This is a genomic window from Cupriavidus sp. 21MJTG02-4, assembly GCF_057798975.1.
This window is the reverse complement of record NZ_JBYOJP010000003.1, coordinates 412,424-429,298: the sequence shown is the minus strand read 5'-3', so window position 1 is coordinate 429,298 and position 16,875 is coordinate 412,424. Positions and strand designations below refer to the sequence as shown.

The 16,875-nt window shown below is 63.3% G+C and carries 15 protein-coding genes; 7 read left to right on the top strand and 8 right to left on the bottom strand.

Features of this window, described 5'->3' with window-relative positions; all coding sequences use genetic code 11:
- Positions 1 to 13: 13 nt before the first annotated feature.
- The 6 genes from AC3FKH_RS08285 to AC3FKH_RS08260 all read left to right on the top strand — a co-directional run bounded on the left by AC3FKH_RS08285 (position 14) and on the right by AC3FKH_RS08260 (position 7,716).
- Positions 14 to 1,210 carry a porin gene (locus AC3FKH_RS08285; protein ID WP_488674527.1) on the top strand — a complete coding sequence of 399 codons (1,197 nt, stop codon included), beginning with the start codon at positions 14 to 16 and terminating at the stop codon, positions 1,208 to 1,210.
- Positions 1,211 to 1,261: 51 nt separating this feature from the next.
- The gene (locus AC3FKH_RS08280) at positions 1,262 to 2,467 is read left to right on the top strand and encodes a formylglycine-generating enzyme family protein (protein ID WP_488674873.1); all 1,206 of its coding nucleotides are present in this window, start codon (positions 1,262 to 1,264) and stop codon (positions 2,465 to 2,467) included.
- Positions 2,468 to 4,117 (top strand): sulfatase-like hydrolase/transferase, encoded by a 1,650-nt coding sequence (locus AC3FKH_RS08275; RefSeq protein WP_488674525.1) that lies wholly within the window; start codon positions 2,468 to 2,470, stop codon positions 4,115 to 4,117.
- 88 nt (positions 4,118 to 4,205) lie between these two features.
- On the top strand, positions 4,206 to 6,032 hold the full coding sequence (locus AC3FKH_RS08270; RefSeq protein WP_488674523.1) for a sulfatase family protein: 1,827 nt from the start codon (positions 4,206 to 4,208) through the stop codon (positions 6,030 to 6,032).
- Between the two features lie 41 nt (positions 6,033 to 6,073).
- Complete coding sequence (locus tag AC3FKH_RS08265; protein WP_488674521.1) at positions 6,074 to 6,841, top strand: SDR family NAD(P)-dependent oxidoreductase; 768 nt, start codon at positions 6,074 to 6,076, stop codon at positions 6,839 to 6,841.
- Positions 6,838 to 7,716, top strand: coding sequence for an SMP-30/gluconolactonase/LRE family protein (locus tag AC3FKH_RS08260; RefSeq protein ID WP_488674519.1), 879 nt, complete (start codon positions 6,838 to 6,840; stop codon positions 7,714 to 7,716). The genes AC3FKH_RS08265 and AC3FKH_RS08260 overlap by 4 nt, the downstream gene beginning before the upstream one ends.
- 395 nt (positions 7,717 to 8,111) lie before the next feature.
- Here AC3FKH_RS08260 and AC3FKH_RS08255 read toward each other — a convergent pair whose 3' ends face one another.
- The 3 genes from AC3FKH_RS08255 to AC3FKH_RS08245 form a co-directional block, all read right to left on the bottom strand.
- Positions 8,112 to 9,698, bottom strand: coding sequence for an isocitrate lyase (locus AC3FKH_RS08255; protein WP_483733798.1), 1,587 nt, complete (start codon positions 9,696 to 9,698; stop codon positions 8,112 to 8,114).
- Positions 9,699 to 10,059: 361 nt separating this feature from the next.
- Positions 10,060 to 10,464 (bottom strand): cupin domain-containing protein, encoded by a 405-nt coding sequence (locus AC3FKH_RS08250; protein WP_488674517.1) that lies wholly within the window; start codon positions 10,462 to 10,464, stop codon positions 10,060 to 10,062.
- Positions 10,465 to 10,468: 4 nt separating this feature from the next.
- Positions 10,469 to 11,221 carry an SDR family oxidoreductase gene (locus AC3FKH_RS08245; protein WP_488674515.1) on the bottom strand — a complete coding sequence of 251 codons (753 nt, stop codon included), beginning with the start codon at positions 11,219 to 11,221 and terminating at the stop codon, positions 10,469 to 10,471.
- A 188-nt stretch (positions 11,222 to 11,409) separates the two neighbouring features.
- On the opposite strand from AC3FKH_RS08245, the gene pdxR reads away from it, so the two are divergent.
- A complete protein-coding gene (gene pdxR, locus AC3FKH_RS08240) occupies positions 11,410 to 12,939 on the top strand; it encodes a MocR-like pyridoxine biosynthesis transcription factor PdxR (RefSeq protein WP_488674513.1) in 1,530 nt (509 codons plus the stop codon).
- Between the two features lie 38 nt (positions 12,940 to 12,977).
- On the opposite strand, the gene AC3FKH_RS08235 is transcribed toward pdxR, so the two are convergent.
- From AC3FKH_RS08235 to AC3FKH_RS08215, 5 genes are all read right to left on the bottom strand, one after another.
- Positions 12,978 to 13,361: a VOC family protein gene (locus tag AC3FKH_RS08235; protein WP_488674512.1), complete on the bottom strand. Its 384-nt coding sequence runs from the start codon at positions 13,359 to 13,361 to the stop codon at positions 12,978 to 12,980.
- A gap of 131 nt (positions 13,362 to 13,492) precedes the next feature.
- The gene (locus AC3FKH_RS08230) at positions 13,493 to 14,968 is read right to left on the bottom strand and encodes a mechanosensitive ion channel domain-containing protein (RefSeq protein WP_488674510.1); all 1,476 of its coding nucleotides are present in this window, start codon (positions 14,966 to 14,968) and stop codon (positions 13,493 to 13,495) included.
- Between the two features lie 182 nt (positions 14,969 to 15,150).
- Positions 15,151 to 15,477 (bottom strand): Dabb family protein, encoded by a 327-nt coding sequence (locus AC3FKH_RS08225; protein ID WP_488674508.1) that lies wholly within the window; start codon positions 15,475 to 15,477, stop codon positions 15,151 to 15,153.
- A gap of 42 nt (positions 15,478 to 15,519) precedes the next feature.
- Positions 15,520 to 15,744 (bottom strand): DUF2798 domain-containing protein, encoded by a 225-nt coding sequence (locus tag AC3FKH_RS08220; RefSeq protein WP_483733805.1) that lies wholly within the window; start codon positions 15,742 to 15,744, stop codon positions 15,520 to 15,522.
- A gap of 40 nt (positions 15,745 to 15,784) precedes the next feature.
- Positions 15,785 to 16,852 (bottom strand): maleylacetate reductase, encoded by a 1,068-nt coding sequence (locus tag AC3FKH_RS08215; protein ID WP_488674506.1) that lies wholly within the window; start codon positions 16,850 to 16,852, stop codon positions 15,785 to 15,787.
- Positions 16,853 to 16,875: the final 23 nt, after the last annotated feature.

The following is a 16,875-nucleotide window of genomic DNA, read 5'->3' as shown; positions in this document are numbered from 1 at the left end:
GGTGGAGAAGATCGTGAAAGGGAAGATGCATCTTGCAAGCGGTGTTGCATTGGCACTTACCGCCGGGAGCATGGGAGTGGCCCATGCCCAATCGAGCATTACGATATATGGCGTCATCGATGTGCCAGTCGAATACGTCAACAATCTGGCGCCGGTCGCGCCGGTCATCAATCCGGTCACTGGCGCTGTCACACGGCAGCCCGGCGGCAGCAAGTTCTCGCTGGAGGCCGCCGGTGGCATGTCGGGCTCGCGTTGGGGGTTACGCGGCGTGGAAGATCTGGGCGGGGGCCTGAATGCCCTGTTTGTCCTGGAAAGCGGCTTTGCGGCCGACTCCGGGCAGGTGACGCGAGCGGGCACCATGTTTGGACGGTTGGCATACGTGGGTCTGCAAAGCCGCGAACTTGGGCAGATCACGCTCGGCCGGCAAAACACCAGCATGTATGAAACGCTGGGGAACTTCATGCCCGCCAAGTTCGCGCCACTGTTCGAACCATCCGTCGCGTTGCTTGGCGGAACCGCCAGTGGCGGAGGGCTGGACAACGCGGTGAAGTACACGGCCGTCATGGGGCCATTCACTGCCAAAGCACACTATAGCTTTGGGGCAGGTCTTGCCAAGTTTGGCCTGACTCCTGTTGCTGGGCAGGGTGCGGGTGAAACACCCGGTCATCCCAAGGACAATGCGGCCTATGGTGCGGGCCTGATGTACCTGGGCGCCGGCCTTGGCGTCGGGGTCACTTACGATCAATGGAATCCTGCAGTCACGCCTGGAAGCACAGGCACATCCCGGAAATTGGCGTTCGCCGCAAGCTATGAGACGGGCCGGGCCAAGTGGATGGCCGGCTATCGGTGGGGGCAAAACAAGGATGCAGGTGGTAGCACGCTGGTGCGCGACAACTTCTGGTGGGCCGGCGTCAATTTCAGTGCCACACAAGCACTTACGCTGACACTGGGTTACTACTATGACGATCGAAGAACGTTGAGGACCACTGCCGTGCAGCCCGACGTCAATCCCGTGAATCCGTGGCAGTTGAACTTCATTGCCGACTACAACTTCTCCAAGCGCACAGACGTTTATTTCACGATCGCCTATGCGCGGAATTCCGGCTTGAACCTCGATTCCCCGGCAATCGGATTCGCGAATGGTGCTTTCCTTGCCGAGGGGAAGAATAACCAGATGGGTATGGCGGCCGGCATTCGTCATAAGTTCTGAAACTTCATGGAACGGCGCGGCTGGTCGCCCGGCCGCGCCGCAAGGCTCAATATGAAGCACGCCAAGATGCGGCACTTGTTGCGCACCTCACTGTGGACCGCCACGGCCATCGCCGTGCTGGGAGCGGTCGGTGTGACGGCCGGCATGTCGCACAGTGTGCAGTCCCCCCGGACTGTAGCGCCTGCCCCCGCGAAGGCTGCTCCCAGAATCATCATCGGCGACAGCATCCGTGGCCCGCAAGACATGGCATGGATACCCGGCGGTGAATACCTGATGGGCAGCAACCACCAGCTCGCGCAGGACAACGAGCGTCCCGCGCACAAGGTGCGCGTACGCGGCTTCTGGATGGACCGGCACCACGTGACCAACGCCGAGTTCCGCGCCTTCGTGGCCGCTACCGGCTATATCACTACCGCCGAAATGAAGCCGGACTGGGAGACGATCAGGGTACAGGTCCCGCCGGGCACGCCGCGCCCACCCGACAGTGTGCTGGTGCCGGGTGCCCTGGTCTTCGCCGGAGCCGACCGTCCGGTGCCGCTGCAGGACTACTCGCGCTGGTGGCGCTTTGTGCCAGGCGCGGACTGGCGTCATCCGCAGGGCCCTGGCAGCTCCATCGATGGCAAGGACAACCATCCGGTCGTGCAAGTTTCCTATGAGGATGCGCAGGCCTATGCCAGGTGGGCCGGCAAGCGGCTACCTACCGAGGCTGAATGGGAGTTTGCGGCGCGTGGCGGCCTGGAGCAGGCCACCTATGCCTGGGGCGATCAGTTCGCCCCAAGTGGCAAGCAGATGGCCAATGTCTGGCAAGGACAGCAGGAGCAACCCTTCCCGGTGGTCAGCCCCAAGGCGGGCGGGGCGATCGGTACGAGCGCTGCCGGGACTTTCCCGGCCAACGGCTATGGACTCTACGACATGACCGGAAACGCCTGGCAATGGGTGGCGGACCGGTATCGCGCTGATCAGTTCAGTCGGGAGGCGGCAACCGGGAAGGAGCCGGTCGATCCGGAAGGGCCTGGCGACAGTTGGGACCCTTCCGAGCCCGGCGTGCCGGTAGGCGCGCCCAGGCGCGTGATCCGAGGAGGCTCCTTCCTCTGCAATCAGGACTATTGCCTGAGCTATCGCCCGAGTGCGAGGCGAGGGACGGACCCTTACTCAAGCATGTCGCACCTGGGCTTTCGGCTGGTCATGGACGAGAGCGCCTGGCAGTCCTCGCGAACAACCGTGAAGCCGGCTCCAGACAGACAGGAGACAAAGTAAATGGATCAGAATGCGATCAAAGAACATTTCGCTGTGAAGCGGCCGAGGCAGTCGGCTGCCTTCGCAAGCATGACCATGGCGCGCGTCAGGTGCATCTCGCGGTGGTGGGCGCTGGGTACCATGGGTGTCCTCGCGCTCGCGGCGCCGCTGTCGCAGGTATTGGCGGCGCCGGAGCCTGGCGCGGCTGCCCGTCCCAATATCGTTCTGCTGATCGCGGACGATATGGGCTGGGGCGATCTCGGTAGCTACGGCCATCCGGTGTTCCGCACGCCGAATCTTGACAGGATGGCGGCCGAAGGCCAGCGCTGGACCAACTTCTATGTCAGTTCGCCGGTTTGCTCGCCCAGCCGCGGCGCAATGCTGACAGGACGGGTCGAGACGCGTTCCGGCTTGTACGGTGCTCTCAACAGTGTGCAGGTCGAAGGTGACCCTTATGGCTTTCCAGACCGCGAAGTGACTGTCGCCAGCGTGCTGCATGACGCCGGCTACGCTACCGCCCTGTTTGGCAAATGGCATCTGGGCGACGCGCCGCGCGCCTACCCGACACGTCACGGCTTCGATGACTGGTGGGGTATGCCAATGTCGAACGATGCGTACTTCACCGGCATTCCCGGTGGGGTGAGTATCAAGGAGCTACGCCAGCGCTATGCAAAGGGTGAGTCTCCCAAGGAGCTTTATGCCCTTTACTATCGGCAAGCCGTCGCAGCCTTCCGCGATCCGAAGAGCGCTTACTGGAATTCGCCGTTGATCTCGAGTCAGCGGGTCGTCATGAATGGCAAGGTCGACTATCGGGACCAGGTGATCGAGCGCCCGGTGGATCAGCCCAGTTACAACAAGCGGCTGACCGACCAGGTCGTCAACTTCATCAACCGCTCCCATGACAAGCCTTTCCTGGCCTGGGTGGGATACGAAAAGCCCCACCTCCCGCATATGCCTGCTCCCGAGTTCGTCGGCAGCAGTAAGGGTGGCCCGGTAGGAGACGCTATCGCAGAGCTCGACCACAGCGTAGGGCGGGTGCTGGAGGCCGTGCGCCGCAGCCGCGATGCCAAGAATACGCTGGTGGTGTTTGTCAGCGACAACGGTCCCTGGATCCTGTACGAAGAGTTGGTGGGATCGGCGGGCATGCTGCGCGACGGAAAATCCTCGACATACGAGGGTGGCGCCCGGGTGCCAGCGTTGTTCTGGTGGCCGGGCACGATTCGCCCGGCGGTGGTGGACGGCATCGGTGCCACCTACGACTTCCTGCCGACCTTTACGGCGCTGGCCAAGGGAAAGCTGCCCGACGTTGCCATCGATGGCATGGACCTCGAGAAGACGCTGCGTGGGCAAGCGCCTAGTCCGCGCCAGGTGATGCCTTATTTCTACCGCGGTCGTCTGCAGGCTTGGCGCGAAGGCGAGTGGAAGGTCAACTTCTATGACGTCACCGGGCGCAATCCCGAGGGTGGCCTGGAACCCAGGATGGCCAAGCCGACTTTGTACAACCTGGGACGCGATCCGGGTGAGAAGTTCGACAAGGCCGCGAGCGAGCCCGAGATCCTGCAGCGGCTGCAGCAGAACGCCGAGGCGTTCGAACGCTCATTCATGAAGGCGGCGCCGGAGTTCGACCGGGTGACGGTCGAACGCGGCGGGGCGGGGCAAGGCGGGAACTGACCCGCGGCAGCGGCATCGCGACAGACGACTTGCCGCGCAGGACACCAGCCCAGGCTGGCCCGATTGTGACATCAATGGAAATGCAGCCATGCACTTCACGAATCTCATCAAGCACTGTACGAGAAATCCGCTTGCCGACCTGGCTGGCATAACCCGCCGGGTCATGAGTGGCGTCTTGTTGCTGCTGGTCGTCCAGCCCGGTCTGCTCCACGCAGAGCCGCAGCAGTCCAAACCGAACATTCTCTGGATCACGGTGGAGGACATCACGACCTTCATCGGCGCATACGGCAATCACGAGGTCAATACGCCCAACATCGATCAGTTGGCCAGGGAAGGTGTGATTTACACCCATGCCTATCAGACAGCGGGGGTCTGTGCGCCGGCGCGAGCCGCCCTGATCACGGGCATGTATCCCACATCGGTCGGTGCGCATCACATGCGCACAGGCGCCGGAGAGCTCCAGATTCCCGGGCGCAGCGCGCCGCAAAGGCCCGAGGGCATTCCGGCAGTCTATTCCGTGGTGCTGCCGGAACAGGTCAAGGCCTTCCCGGAATACCTGCGCCGCGCGGGCTACTACACGACCAACAACCAGAAGCAGGATTACCAGTTCGAGGCGCCGGTCACGGTATGGGACGAGAATGGCCCGGCCGCATCGTTTCGCAACCGCCCCAAGGGCAAGCCGTTCTTTTCCGTCTTCAATTTCTTCCTGACGCACGAATCCATGGTGGCCTTGCGCAAGGATCCGCTGCGCGTGGAACCGGCCAGTGTCTCCGTGCCGCCAATCTTTCCCGACACGACGGCAGTGCGCGGCGATATCGCACGCATGTACACCAATATCGAGTTGATGGATCGGCAAGTTGGCGAACTGATCCGGATGCTCAAGGACGATGGTCTCTATGACCAGACCACCATTTTCCTGTTTGCCGACAATGGCGGCAATCTCCCGTGGATGAAACGGGAGGTCCTGGAGCGCGGCACACACGTGCCGTTCATCGTGCGGTATCCGGGCGGCAGGCACGCTGGCACCCGCAGCGACGAACTGGTCAGCGGCGTCGACCTCGCGCCGACCATGCTCTCGCTGGCAGGCGTGCGGATCCCGGCCTACATGCAGGGCCAGGCATTCCTGGGCGCTCAGCGGGCCACGGTGCCGCGCCGCTACGTCTTTGCTGCGCGCGACCGCATGGATACCGAATACGACCGGGTCAGGATGGTGCGGGACGCACGCTTTCGTTATCTCTACAACTACATGCCGGACAAGCCGTACTACCAGAACCTGACGTTCCGCATGATGCTGCCGATGATGCGCGACATCCTGCAGCGGAAGGCAGAGGGCACGCTTCCGGCCTCGACGGCTGCATGGTTCCAGACCAAGCCGGTGGAGGAACTCTATGACGCCGAACAGGACCCCTGGGAACTGCACAACCTGGCAAGCGACCCTCTCTACAAGAGCAAGCTTGAGGAGTTGAGACTGGCCTTCCACGCCTGGACGGCCCAATACGGCGACATGGGCGGTATTCCCGAGCGGGATATGCTGAAGCAGATGTGGCTGGGTGGGAACGCACCGCCCGCGACCGCGATGCCCGAAGTTCACAGGGCAGGCAATGGCGTGCGGATTGCCTGTGCCACGCCTGGGGCTTCGATTGGCTACTGGATCGAACGCTCCAGCAGCATGTCCGCCGAGACTCCGCACATCGTGCAGAGCTGGGATTACGAGCGCCTGGCTGGCGAAATGCTCGGGAAGGGATTCGCCAGGGTAGGAGATCAGCGTGCCGCACCGCCGAGGTGGGCCGTCTATGGCGGCGAGACCATCCCGCTCAGGCAAGGCGAGATCCTGCACATCAACGCGATGCGGATTGGTTATACGCCAGCGTTGACGGATTACGTCGACGGCAAGGCCGTGGTGCCACGGAACTGATGCGCACCCGAGCCACAATCATGGAGATTTTGGAGAATCGGATGACTTATGCGATCTATCCCAGCTTGAAGAACAAGACCGTCGTCGTCACGGGGGGCGGCAGTGGCATCGGTGCGGAGATGGTGAATGCCTTTGCACGGCAGGGCGCCCACGTTCATTTCATCGATATTGGCGAGGTGGACGCAAGGTCGCTGCAGCGCGCGCTGGCCGCGGAAGATCTGCAGGCCACCTTTCATCATTGCGATCTGCGAGATGTGGGCGCGACCACGGCCGTATTCGGGCAGATCACCGAGGCTAACAATCCGATCGATGTACTCGTCAACAATGCTGGACGGGATGACCGACACCACGTCGATGCCGTAACGCCTGCCTATTGGGAAGACTGCATCGCGGTCAATCTGCGCCATCAGTTCTTCTGCGCCCAGTTGGCGGCAGCCAGCATGCGGACAGCCGCACAAGGCGTCATCCTGAACATGGGTTCCGCGTCATGGCACGTCGCCGTACCGGATCTCTCGATCTACATGACGGCGAAGGCCGGTATCGAGGGGCTGACACGCGGACTGGCGCGGGACCTTGGCCGCCATGGCATCCGGGTCAACTGCATCGTTCCCGGCGCGGTACGCACCGCGCGTCAGATGCAACTCTGGCAAACGCCGGAGAGTGAAGCGCGCCTGCTGGAAAGCCAATGCTTTCCCGAACGTATCGAGCCGCGGCACGTGGCAAGCATGGCGCTGTTCCTGGCATCGGACGACGCGTCTCGCTGCTCCGGGCGCGAGTATTTTGTCGATGCGGGGTACTTTGGCGCATGAAAGATGACCATCCTGTTTGCCTGTGGCAACTCGGCGCTGAGCTTGGCGAAGGGCCGGTTTGGCATCAAGGCACACGCTCAGTCTATTTCGTCGACATCAAAGGTAGGAAAATCCATCGCTATTCCACGGTGACAGGGGGGAAGCACTCCTGGCCGGTCGACGGACAGCCTGGTTTCATCGTTCCAAGTACCGATGGGTATTTCATTTGTGGCATGCAGGACGCGCTCTATCGTTTCGATCCAGCGGACGGTACCTGCCAGCGACTGATGGAGGCGGAGACTGGGCTGCCGGGTAACCGGATCAACGATGGGTTCGTCGATCCAAGCGGCCTGCTTTGGTTCGGCACGATGGATGACAGTGAAACTTCTCTGACCGGTTCGCTCTACAGGGTCAACGCCGAAGGCCAGCCATGGCGCCGCGACAGCGGCTATGTCATTACCAATGGCCCCGCCATGAGTCCGGACAGGCGCACGCTTTATCACGCCGACACAGTCAGGCGCGTCGTCTACGGCTTCGACGTAGGACAAGGTGGCATGTTGTCAGGCAAGCGTGTATTAGCTCGGCTCGCCGACACGGGCTATCCGGACGGAATGGCGGTCGACGTCGAAGGCCATCTCTGGATCGCCGTCTTCGGCGGTGCGAGGATCGAGCGGCGGTCGCCAGACGGCTCTCTGGTCGATGTCATTCGCTTCCCGTGCGACAACATCACCAAGTTGGCTTTTGGCGGCGATGACCTCCGGACCGTCTACGTCACCACCGCACGGAAAGGACTCTCTCCTGCACAGCGCGCGCAGCAGCCACTTGCCGGTGGGCTGTTCTCATTTTCCTCGCCTGTGAGCGGCCTGCCGCAAATGACATGCAAGGCATGGATCTGACCGGCACCGGCCCTCGACTTTTTCATCAACGCTGCCTGGTTGCGCTCACGGCCGCTGCGGCATCCATTGTGGGCTGTGCAGAGCATCCGCACCGCGATGAAGTCCTACACACCCGGCAAGGGGAAGCGTTCGCGGAAGAGTTGCTTTTGTAAGGTCGTCTGGCAGTTCCCAGAGTTGATCGGTCATTCGTAGGGCCGCTCAAAGGGCGAGTTGAAGGGCTGCATCTGGCCGAAAGGCGCCCCACCTCCAAATCGTCCGCACGCGGCTCAGACTGACCCCACATCCCACCTGCCTGTCCACGACGCTTGCTGCTCGTGCGGAAGCGGTCGGATGGCTCAAAAAAAAACGCCAACCCATCACGGGTTGGCGTTCTTCCTTGCGGGGTATGACCCGTATCAGAACTGGTTCATCGTGTTGTCCTTACCCGCCGCCTTCAGCGCTGCTTCGCCGCTGAAGTACTCCTTGTGGTCATCACCGATATCCGAGCCCGACATGTTCTGGTGCTTGACGCAAGCGATGCCCTGGCGGATTTCCTTGCGCTGCACGCCAGCCACGTAACCCAGCATGCCTTGCTCGCCGAAGTATTCCTTGGCCAGGTTGTCGGTCGACAGTGCGGCGGTGTGGTACGTCGGCAGCGTGATCAGGTGGTGGAAGATGCCGGCTTCGCGGGCGGCGTCGGCCTGGAAGGTGCGGATCTTCTCGTCGGCGGCCTTGGCCAGTTCGGTTTCGTCGTATTCGACGCTCATCAGCTGGCTGCGCTCGTAGGCCGACACGTCCTTGCCCGCGGCCTTCATCGCGTCATACGCCTGCTGGCGGAAGTTCAGGGTCCAGTTGAACGACGGGCTGTTGTTGTACACCAGCTTGGCGTTCGGGATGACCTTGCGGATCTCGCGGACCATGCCGGCGATCTGCTCGATATGCGGCTTTTCGGTTTCGATCCACAGCAGGTCGGCACCGTTCTGCAGCGACGTGATGCTGTCGAGCACGCAGCGCGCTTCGCCCGTGCCGGCGCGGAACTGGAACAGGTTGCTCGGCAGGCGCTTCGGACGCAGCAGCTTGCCTTCGCGCTTGATGACGACGTCACCGTTGCCCAGGGCGTCGGCCGAGATTTCTTCGCAGTCGAGGAACGAGTTGTACTGGTCGCCCAGGTCGCCCGGCGTGTGGGTCACGGCGATCTGCTTGGTCAGGCCGGCGCCCAGCGAGTCGGTACGAGTCACGATCACGCCATCGTCCACGCCCAGTTCCAGGAAGGCGTAGCGAACCGCGCGCACCTTGGCCAGGAAGTCTTCGTGCGGCACGGTGACCTTGCCATCCTGGTGGCCGCACTGCTTCTCGTCGGACACCTGGTTCTCGATCTGGATGCAGCAGGCGCCAGCTTCGATGAACTGCTTGGCCAGCAGGTACGTCGCTTCGGCGTTGCCAAAGCCGGCGTCGATGTCGGCGATGATGGGCACCACGTGGGTCACGTGGTTGTCGATCTTTGCCTGGATGGCGGCCTTGGCGGCGGCGTCCTTGGCGGCGTCGAGTTCGCGGAACAGGCCGCCCAGTTCACGGGCGTCGGCCTGGCGCAGGAAGGTGTACAGCTCGCGGATCAGCGCGCTGACGGAGGTCTTCTCGTGCATCGACTGGTCCGGCAGCGGACCGAACTCCGAGCGCAGCGCGGCAACCATCCAGCCCGACAGGTACAGGTAGCGGCGGTCGGTGTTGTTGTTGAAGTGCTTCTTGATGGAAATCATCTTCTGCTGGCCGATGAAACCGTGCCAGCAACCCAGCGACTGCGTGTACTTCGACGGATCCGCATCGTAGGCGGCCATGTCGGCACGCATGATCTTGGCGGTGTACTTGGCGATGTCCAGGCCCGTCTTGAACTTGTTCTGGGCGCGCATGCGTGCGGCGTACTCGGGATTGATGGCGTCCCACGCGCTGCCGTGCTTCTCTTTCAAACCGGCAACTGCCTTGATGTCGTCTTGATACTGGGCCATGTCAATTTCCTAAGGGATGAGGCGCGTTTCAGAATAGGGATTCGGTGTGTCGCTACCGATGTCGAAGCAAGCAGCGTGGAGTAATTGTAGGGTGTATCTGGTGCGGTGCGGCAAGGTCTTATATAAGACATAAGACTTAGTTTTCCCTTATTTTTCAAAGGGATAGGTATGTGATTTCGCGATGTGGAACGCGTTTTCGGGAAACGAAAAATATCGCTGGGGAAAATTCGCGCAAATTTCGTAATGTGAAACGCGCTTTCAAGGAAGGGAATTCGGGAGGAGTTCAGCCCGACAAGGCAACTTGCCGAGCCCTGAATCACGCGCAGGTCCGGCAGCGCCGGTGCCTGCGTCAACGAGCCTGTTACTTCACGGGCGTCAGGATCGGCGCGCCCTTGTTCTTGATCAGGAACACCACAAACCGGGCCGGTTGCGTGGAACTGGCGTTGCGACCGACCGTGTGGATGTCGTCGGGGCGTTCGTGGAAAGTATCCCCGGGTTTGAGAGTCACCTCCTTGCCGCCCTTGACGCCCATGACAATGCTTCCGTCCAGCACGTAGACAAAGGCGTGGGCGTCATGACGATGCACGGGGTCTACCGCGCCGGGCGGATAGTCCACGACGATCATCTGGACTTCCTTGCCCGGGTACTCTGGCAAGGGCTCCGTGCGCAGCGGCGTGACACTGGCTTCCGGTGCGGCCATGGCCGGCTGCCCGACCATCACGCAAGACAGCATCATGGCGGCGGCAATCGACAGGATCGCTTTCATGGCCTTACTCCGCAATGGCTTGCGCGAGCCACTGCTGGAGGCTGATGCGGCCGATCCGCGCATCGCCCAGCGGTACGAGCGATAGTTCCTCGACCTGGCCACCGTAGTACCGTGCATCAGGATCGGTCACCACGGGCCGGGCGTCGCCCGCCGCTTTCAGGTAACGCGCCACGATCTCCGCAAACGGCGCGCGATCCGGACCGGCTATGTCGATCGAGCCATTCAGCGGCGCCGCGAGCGCGACCTGTGCGAGGTTGGCCGCAACGTCGTCCGCCGCGATGGGCTGGAACAGTCCGTCGCCGAGGCGCACCGTGCCGGCATCCGTGCCGAAATCCGCGATGCCGCCGATGAACTCCATGAACTGGGTCGCGCGCACGATCGTGTAGGGCACGCCAGCCGCTTCGATCGCTTCTTCCTGCGCGACCTTGGCAATGAAGTACGCGTTGTCCGCCATGCGCTCGGCGCCGACGATCGATAGCGCAACGTGATGGCGCACGCCTGCGGCCACTTCGGCCTTGCCGAGATTGCGCGCCGAGGTGCGGAAGAAGTCGAGCACCGCCTGCGCCTCCCATGAGGGCGCATTGGTCACATCCACGACGACATCCGCACCCGCCAGGGCGTTGCCCAGGCCTTCGCCCGTCACGGCGTTGACGCCGGTACGCGGGGATGCGGCGACTGCCGTATGGCCCGCTTCGGCCAGCAGCCGGACAACACGCGAGCCGATCAGGCCGGAACCACCGATTATGACGATCTTCATGACAGAGTCTCCATATGAGGGAAGAGGAGCGTGCGGCGCGTTCGTGGGCACGACATCGGGTGGAAGTCCCTGTCACCGCCGCATCGCTCAGCTCATTGTGGGACACTCATGCCCTAGTAATAAGGGCCAAGAATTGTCAATATGACTAGGCCAAGTCCTTGTCGAGTCCCCATGCCTGCCAGACCGCCATGACCGTACGAACCCCCGCGTTGGCCATCGAAATCGATCGGCAGAAGCCGTTGCCGATCTATCTGCAGATCTGCGAGCGCTTCAGGACTGCCATCACGGCAGGGCATCTGCGCCCCGGCGACCGCGTGCCGGCGTTGCGCGGTCTCGCCATGCAGCTGAACACCGCGCGGGGCACCGTCGAACTGGCCTATACGATCCTGGTCGACGAGGGCTACCTGCAGATGCGCGGCGCAGCGGGCACGTTCGTGTCGCCGTCACTGCCGGAGTCGGTGACGCGTTCGGCGTCCGGGCAGCGCCGCCCAACAGTGCCAGACGGGCCGGGCACTGACGACGCGGGTGCGCTGACGATGCAGGACGCATCGCGCGGTGCCTGGCCTGCGCCGCGACAGCCGGCGATCAGCGTCGCCATGAGCGGCGAGCCGCGGCCCCTGCAGCCGGGGCTGCCCGCGCTGGACGCATTTCCGCGCAAGATCTGGAACCGGTTTGTTTCGCGTCGCGGGCGCAGTGGCGAGCGCTCCATGCTGGCTTACCCGGATCCGGTTGGCTATCGGCCGCTGCGCGAACATATCGCCACCTATCTGGGTTTGTCGCGCGGCGTAAGCTGCGTGCCGGAACAGGTGTTCGTCACCGGCGGCTATCGCGCAACGCTCGAACTCGTGTTGCGCAGCCTGGCGAGTCCCAACGATCGCGCATGGTTCGAGGATCCCGGCTACCTGCTCGCGCGCGGCTTTCTCGCGGAGACCGGCGTGCAGCTCGTGCCGGTGCCGGTCGACGACGAAGGCATCGACGTGGCGCGTGGACTGGCACTGGATCCGGAGGCGCGCTTCGCGATGGTCACGCCATCGCACCAGAGCCCGCTCGGGCGTACGCTCTCGCTGGAACGACGCATGGCGCTGCTCGATTGGGCAGAGAGAGGGTCCCGCTGGATCATCGAGGACGACTACGACAGCGAGTTCCGGTATCTGGGCCGGCCACTGCCGGCGTTGAAGAGCCTCGACCGGCATGATCGCGTGATCTATTGCGGCACGTTCAGCAAGGTGATGTTTCCCGGCCTGAGGCTCGCGTATGCGGTGGTACCCGAACGCGCCGTGGAGCGCGTCGGACGCGTCGCGTGCAGCATGAACGCAGGCTCGCCGCTGCTATTGCAGTCCGCCCTGGCAGACTTTATCGGGCAGGGACATTTTGCGCGGCATGTGAAGCGGATGCGTGCGTTGTACGGGCAGCGGCGCGTGTTGATCGCGCAAGCGCTGGAGCAGGCGTTTGGCGACCGGCTGATGGTCGAGTTGCCGCCCGGCGGAATCCAGTTCGCCGTGCAATTCGCCGAAGGGGCCGATGGCCCTGTCGATGATGTCGCCGTGGCTGCGCGGGCACGCGAAGCCGGGCTGGCGGTGCTGCCACTGTCGATCTGGTATGCGAGCGGCCGCACGCGGCATACGCCACGCGGCCTGGTGATGGGCTTCGCGAACATCTCCGATGCAGCGCAAGCGTGCCGTCTTGCGCGAACGTTGCGCGCGTGCCTGGACGGCTGAAATGCGCGGACTGAGCCCCGCCGGTGACCTTGGGCGTGTCAGGCGCCGATCTTGTAAGGGCGAGTCAGCACCTCGAGAAAATGGCCGTCAGGATCGTCGAAGTAAAAACCCCGCCCGCCGTTGTGCAGATAGGTCTCGCCGGCCCGTTGTTTGCCGGGATCGGCCCAGTACTGAAGCCCCCTGTCACGAATCCGGGCAAAGACGCGGTCGAATTCGTCTTCGCTGATCAGGAACGCATAGTGCTGCATGGCTATCGCGCCGTCGCTTTCATAGAAGTCGAGCGAGACGCCGTTGTCGAGTGGAACGACCAGCATCGGCCCGAATTCGATGGGCGCTGGAAGCTCCAGCATGTCCACGAGGAAACTTGCCGATTTCTGCTTGTCGCTGCACCAGACGATGGTGTGGTTTAGCTGTGCGCTCATGTCGCGGTCCTCACCCAATGTGGCGGAGCATGTCCTTACGACTTGTACGGAACCAGTCCCGTCATGGATTCACCATAGCCGACGACGGATGGCATGCAAGTCCAGGGGACGGCGGCCGGCAGAGCCCCGGTTCACGTTCCGTGATCCCCGGTGAGATGGTGGATGCTGTGCATCTTGTCCTGCAGCCACTGGATGATCCCAACCTTGCTCGCTGGCGGTGGCTGGATGCTTGCCAGGTCCTGGCCGGCTTCACGCCGCTGGGAAAGAAGCTGGCACATCTGGGCTCCCACTTCCGGTCGCGATTTCAGGATTGGCGTGAGATCTGCCTTGTCCAGCCGGTAGAGCACGGCATCGGTGACCGCCTCGATGGTGGCGTCCATGGCGATGCCGGCCAGCACGCCCGGTTCGCCCAATGCGTCGCCCGGTCCCAGGCGGCTGGTTTCCGCGGCTTGCCCGCCGCGCAGCTGGTGGACCGACAGTACGCCGGAATCGACGAGAAGCAGGTAGTCGGTGACATCGGAACTCGTCACGACGACCTGGCCCGACGCATACTCGTGCCGCGACAGGCGCCCGGACAATTGCGTCAGTTCATCGGTGCCAACGGCCTGGAAGATGCCCACCGTCGAAAGCAACCGGACCCGGCGGTCGACGGCCGGCGGGACGTTGCCGGGAACGCCGAGCGAACGCAGGCTGATATCCGCCGCGGCCAGATGGCGGTGGGCCAGGTCAAAGAGCTGGTTCGTCGCGACCAGCTTGTTCGCCAGGGTCGCGACATAGCAGGTCATCTCATATTCGATCGAGTTGGTGCCGGCGTGCTTGACGACCACGGAGGATTTGGGATTCGGCAGCGCCGTCTGGCAGCCCGCGATGGCGCGTTCCAGTGCCTCGATCACCGCCTTCGGCCGCGCCTCCGGCGTGACTTCGATCGTTACGCTCACGCCATGCAGTTCCGATGGCCGGCTCGAGTTGATGATCTTTGACCGGGCCGTCGTACTGTTGGGGATGACCACGAGATTGCCCTGGCCATTCAACAGGTGCGTGGCGCGCCAGTTGATCTCCACGACCTTGCCTTCGATACCGTCGATCGATACCCAGTCGCCCAGGTGGTAGGGCTGCGTGGCGTTCAGGACGAGCCCGGAGAAGACATCGCCCAGCGTGCTCTGGATCGCCAGGCCGACAATGATCGCCAGCGCCCCGGACGTGGCAAGCAAACCGCTGACGGGCAGGTCGAGCACATAGGCCGTGGCGGCGACCGCCGCCGCGGCAAAGATCACCGCGCCCAGCACGTCCTGAAACAGGCGTTCGCCTTGCCAGGCCTTCGGCAGGAACAGCGCATCGAGCGTAATCGTCAGGACGCGCGCACCCAGGAGCCACCACACGATCTGCAGCGCCTGGGCCAGGAACTGCTGCATGGGCTGCCCGGGAAACGGGGCACCGCCAAGCGGGCTCATGCCGTTCCTGACGAGCACGAGGCTCAGCAGTGCAAATACCGCAACGCGCACGATGATCCGTAGCCGCCTGCCTTCCGGGCGGATGAGGCGCCAGGCCAGCACATCGCACAGGACCACCGCGACGCCCAAGGCAAGAGGATGTGTCAGGTAATCCATGTCGCGCACCTGGTCGTACAGCGCGGGAACCCCTTGGCTCGCCGCGCTGGCTTCGGATCAAGGCTCACTATATCCGCGATGTGTACCATTCGCAGCCTTGCAGGGTGGCGCGCCGGACATGGCCAACACTCCGATGCAGCGACAAGTGTCCGATCGTGCGCACGCCGCGCTTTTGGCGGTGGCTATGGCAGGGGGCGATCCTGGGAGCCGACATAGTCGACCTGGTGGTGATCTATCCGGACATCCTCCAGTTCCCGCTTGATCCTAAGGTGCTCCGGATGGGTCGCGTAGGCGTCCAGTGCCGCCTTCGATTCGAACTCCGTGTAGAGCACCGCGTCGCAAGCGTAGTCGATGCGGCTGACATCGGCGCCCACCTCCAGTGCCATCAGGCCAGGGATCACGCCGACCAGTCCGTTGAACGCCGCCTGTATGCGGCGAACGCCTGCGTCCTTCTCTTCCGGCGTTGTGCCGTTCACCTTCCACATCACGATATGCTTGATCATCGTCATCAACCGATTGATTGGCATCGTCGAGCGAACCACCACCAGCCTTTAGCGTGTGATCCGGTTTGCGAGCCAGCGAATGAACGGGGCCGCGACCACCACGACGGGCAGCATCGCAGCCCACGAAATCAAGTACGCACGCAGCCAGTGCGAAACAAAGGTGCCCTGCGCCGCGAACTGCATGCTGGCAATCGCGGATGCCACCGCGCACGTGACGCCAGCCTGGATCGCGCCGAACGCAAAGTGGTTGTATGCCTTTGGGACCTTCCACATGTCGCACCTTTCAGTATTTGCCGGGGAGCGGTGACGCGCATCATGCCGGGCGCCGGCCCTCCCAGGCGTTTTGCAGAAGTTCGCGGATCGCCACCGCTTCGAGCGGCCGCGGATTCGGGTACTGGTTGCGCAAAGTGATCTCGCACGCCTTGTCGAGGTCATCCTCCCGCATGCCGATCTGCTGCAAGCCGAGCGGGGCACCGGTCGTGCGTGCCAGATCGAACGCGCCTTGTGCCGCACCCTCTGCGCCCATGGCTTGCGCGATGGCGCGCATGGCACCCGGTGCCGCCTTGGCGTTGTAGGCGAGCGCGTGCGGCAGGATGATGGTGTGCGTTTCCGCATGCGGCAGGTTGAAGCTGCCGCCAAGCGTATGGCAGAGCTTGTGATGCAGGGCCACGCCTACGCTGCCAAGCACGGCACCGCACAACCACGCTCCGTACAAGGCTTCCGAGCGGGCCGCGTGCAGCACGGACGTATCCCGTTCGGCCGCGAGCACCGGCAGCGCCGCCGCGATGGCGCGTATCCCCTCCCTCGCCATCAGGTCCGAGACCGGATTGCGGTCATGCGCGTACAAGCCCTCGGCGGCGTGCGCCAGCGCGTTGATGCCACTGGTGACGCTGACCGCAACCGGCAGCGAGTAAGTGAGTTCCGGGTCGTAGATCACGGTGCGCGGCAGCACTTTCGCATCGGTGCCGGTGCGCTTGAGGCCGGCATCGGTGAGGCCATAGATCGCGGTCATCTCGGAGCCGGCATAGGTGGTCGGAATCGCCAGCACCGGCAGGCTCATCTCGAGGGCGATGGCCTTGGCCAGGCCCGTGGTCGAGCCGCCGCCGATCGCCACCACGCTGTCGGCGCCAAGCTCGAATGCCATGGCACACGCCGCGCGCGCCGTCTCGACCGGCACGTGCATCACGGCACGGTCAAAGATGCCGATCGCGCTAGCGCCAAGCAGGCCCACCACGCGTTCCGCCAGCGGGCGTTGCTCGGGTGTACTGAGCACCAGGGCGCTCGATGCGCCCAGCGCAGCGATCTCCTTGCCAACCTGCTCGATCGTGCCGGCGCCGAAGACAATGCGCTGGGCACGGGCGGAGTACTGGAATGCGTTCATCTTAGGTCTCCAATGCGGCTTGA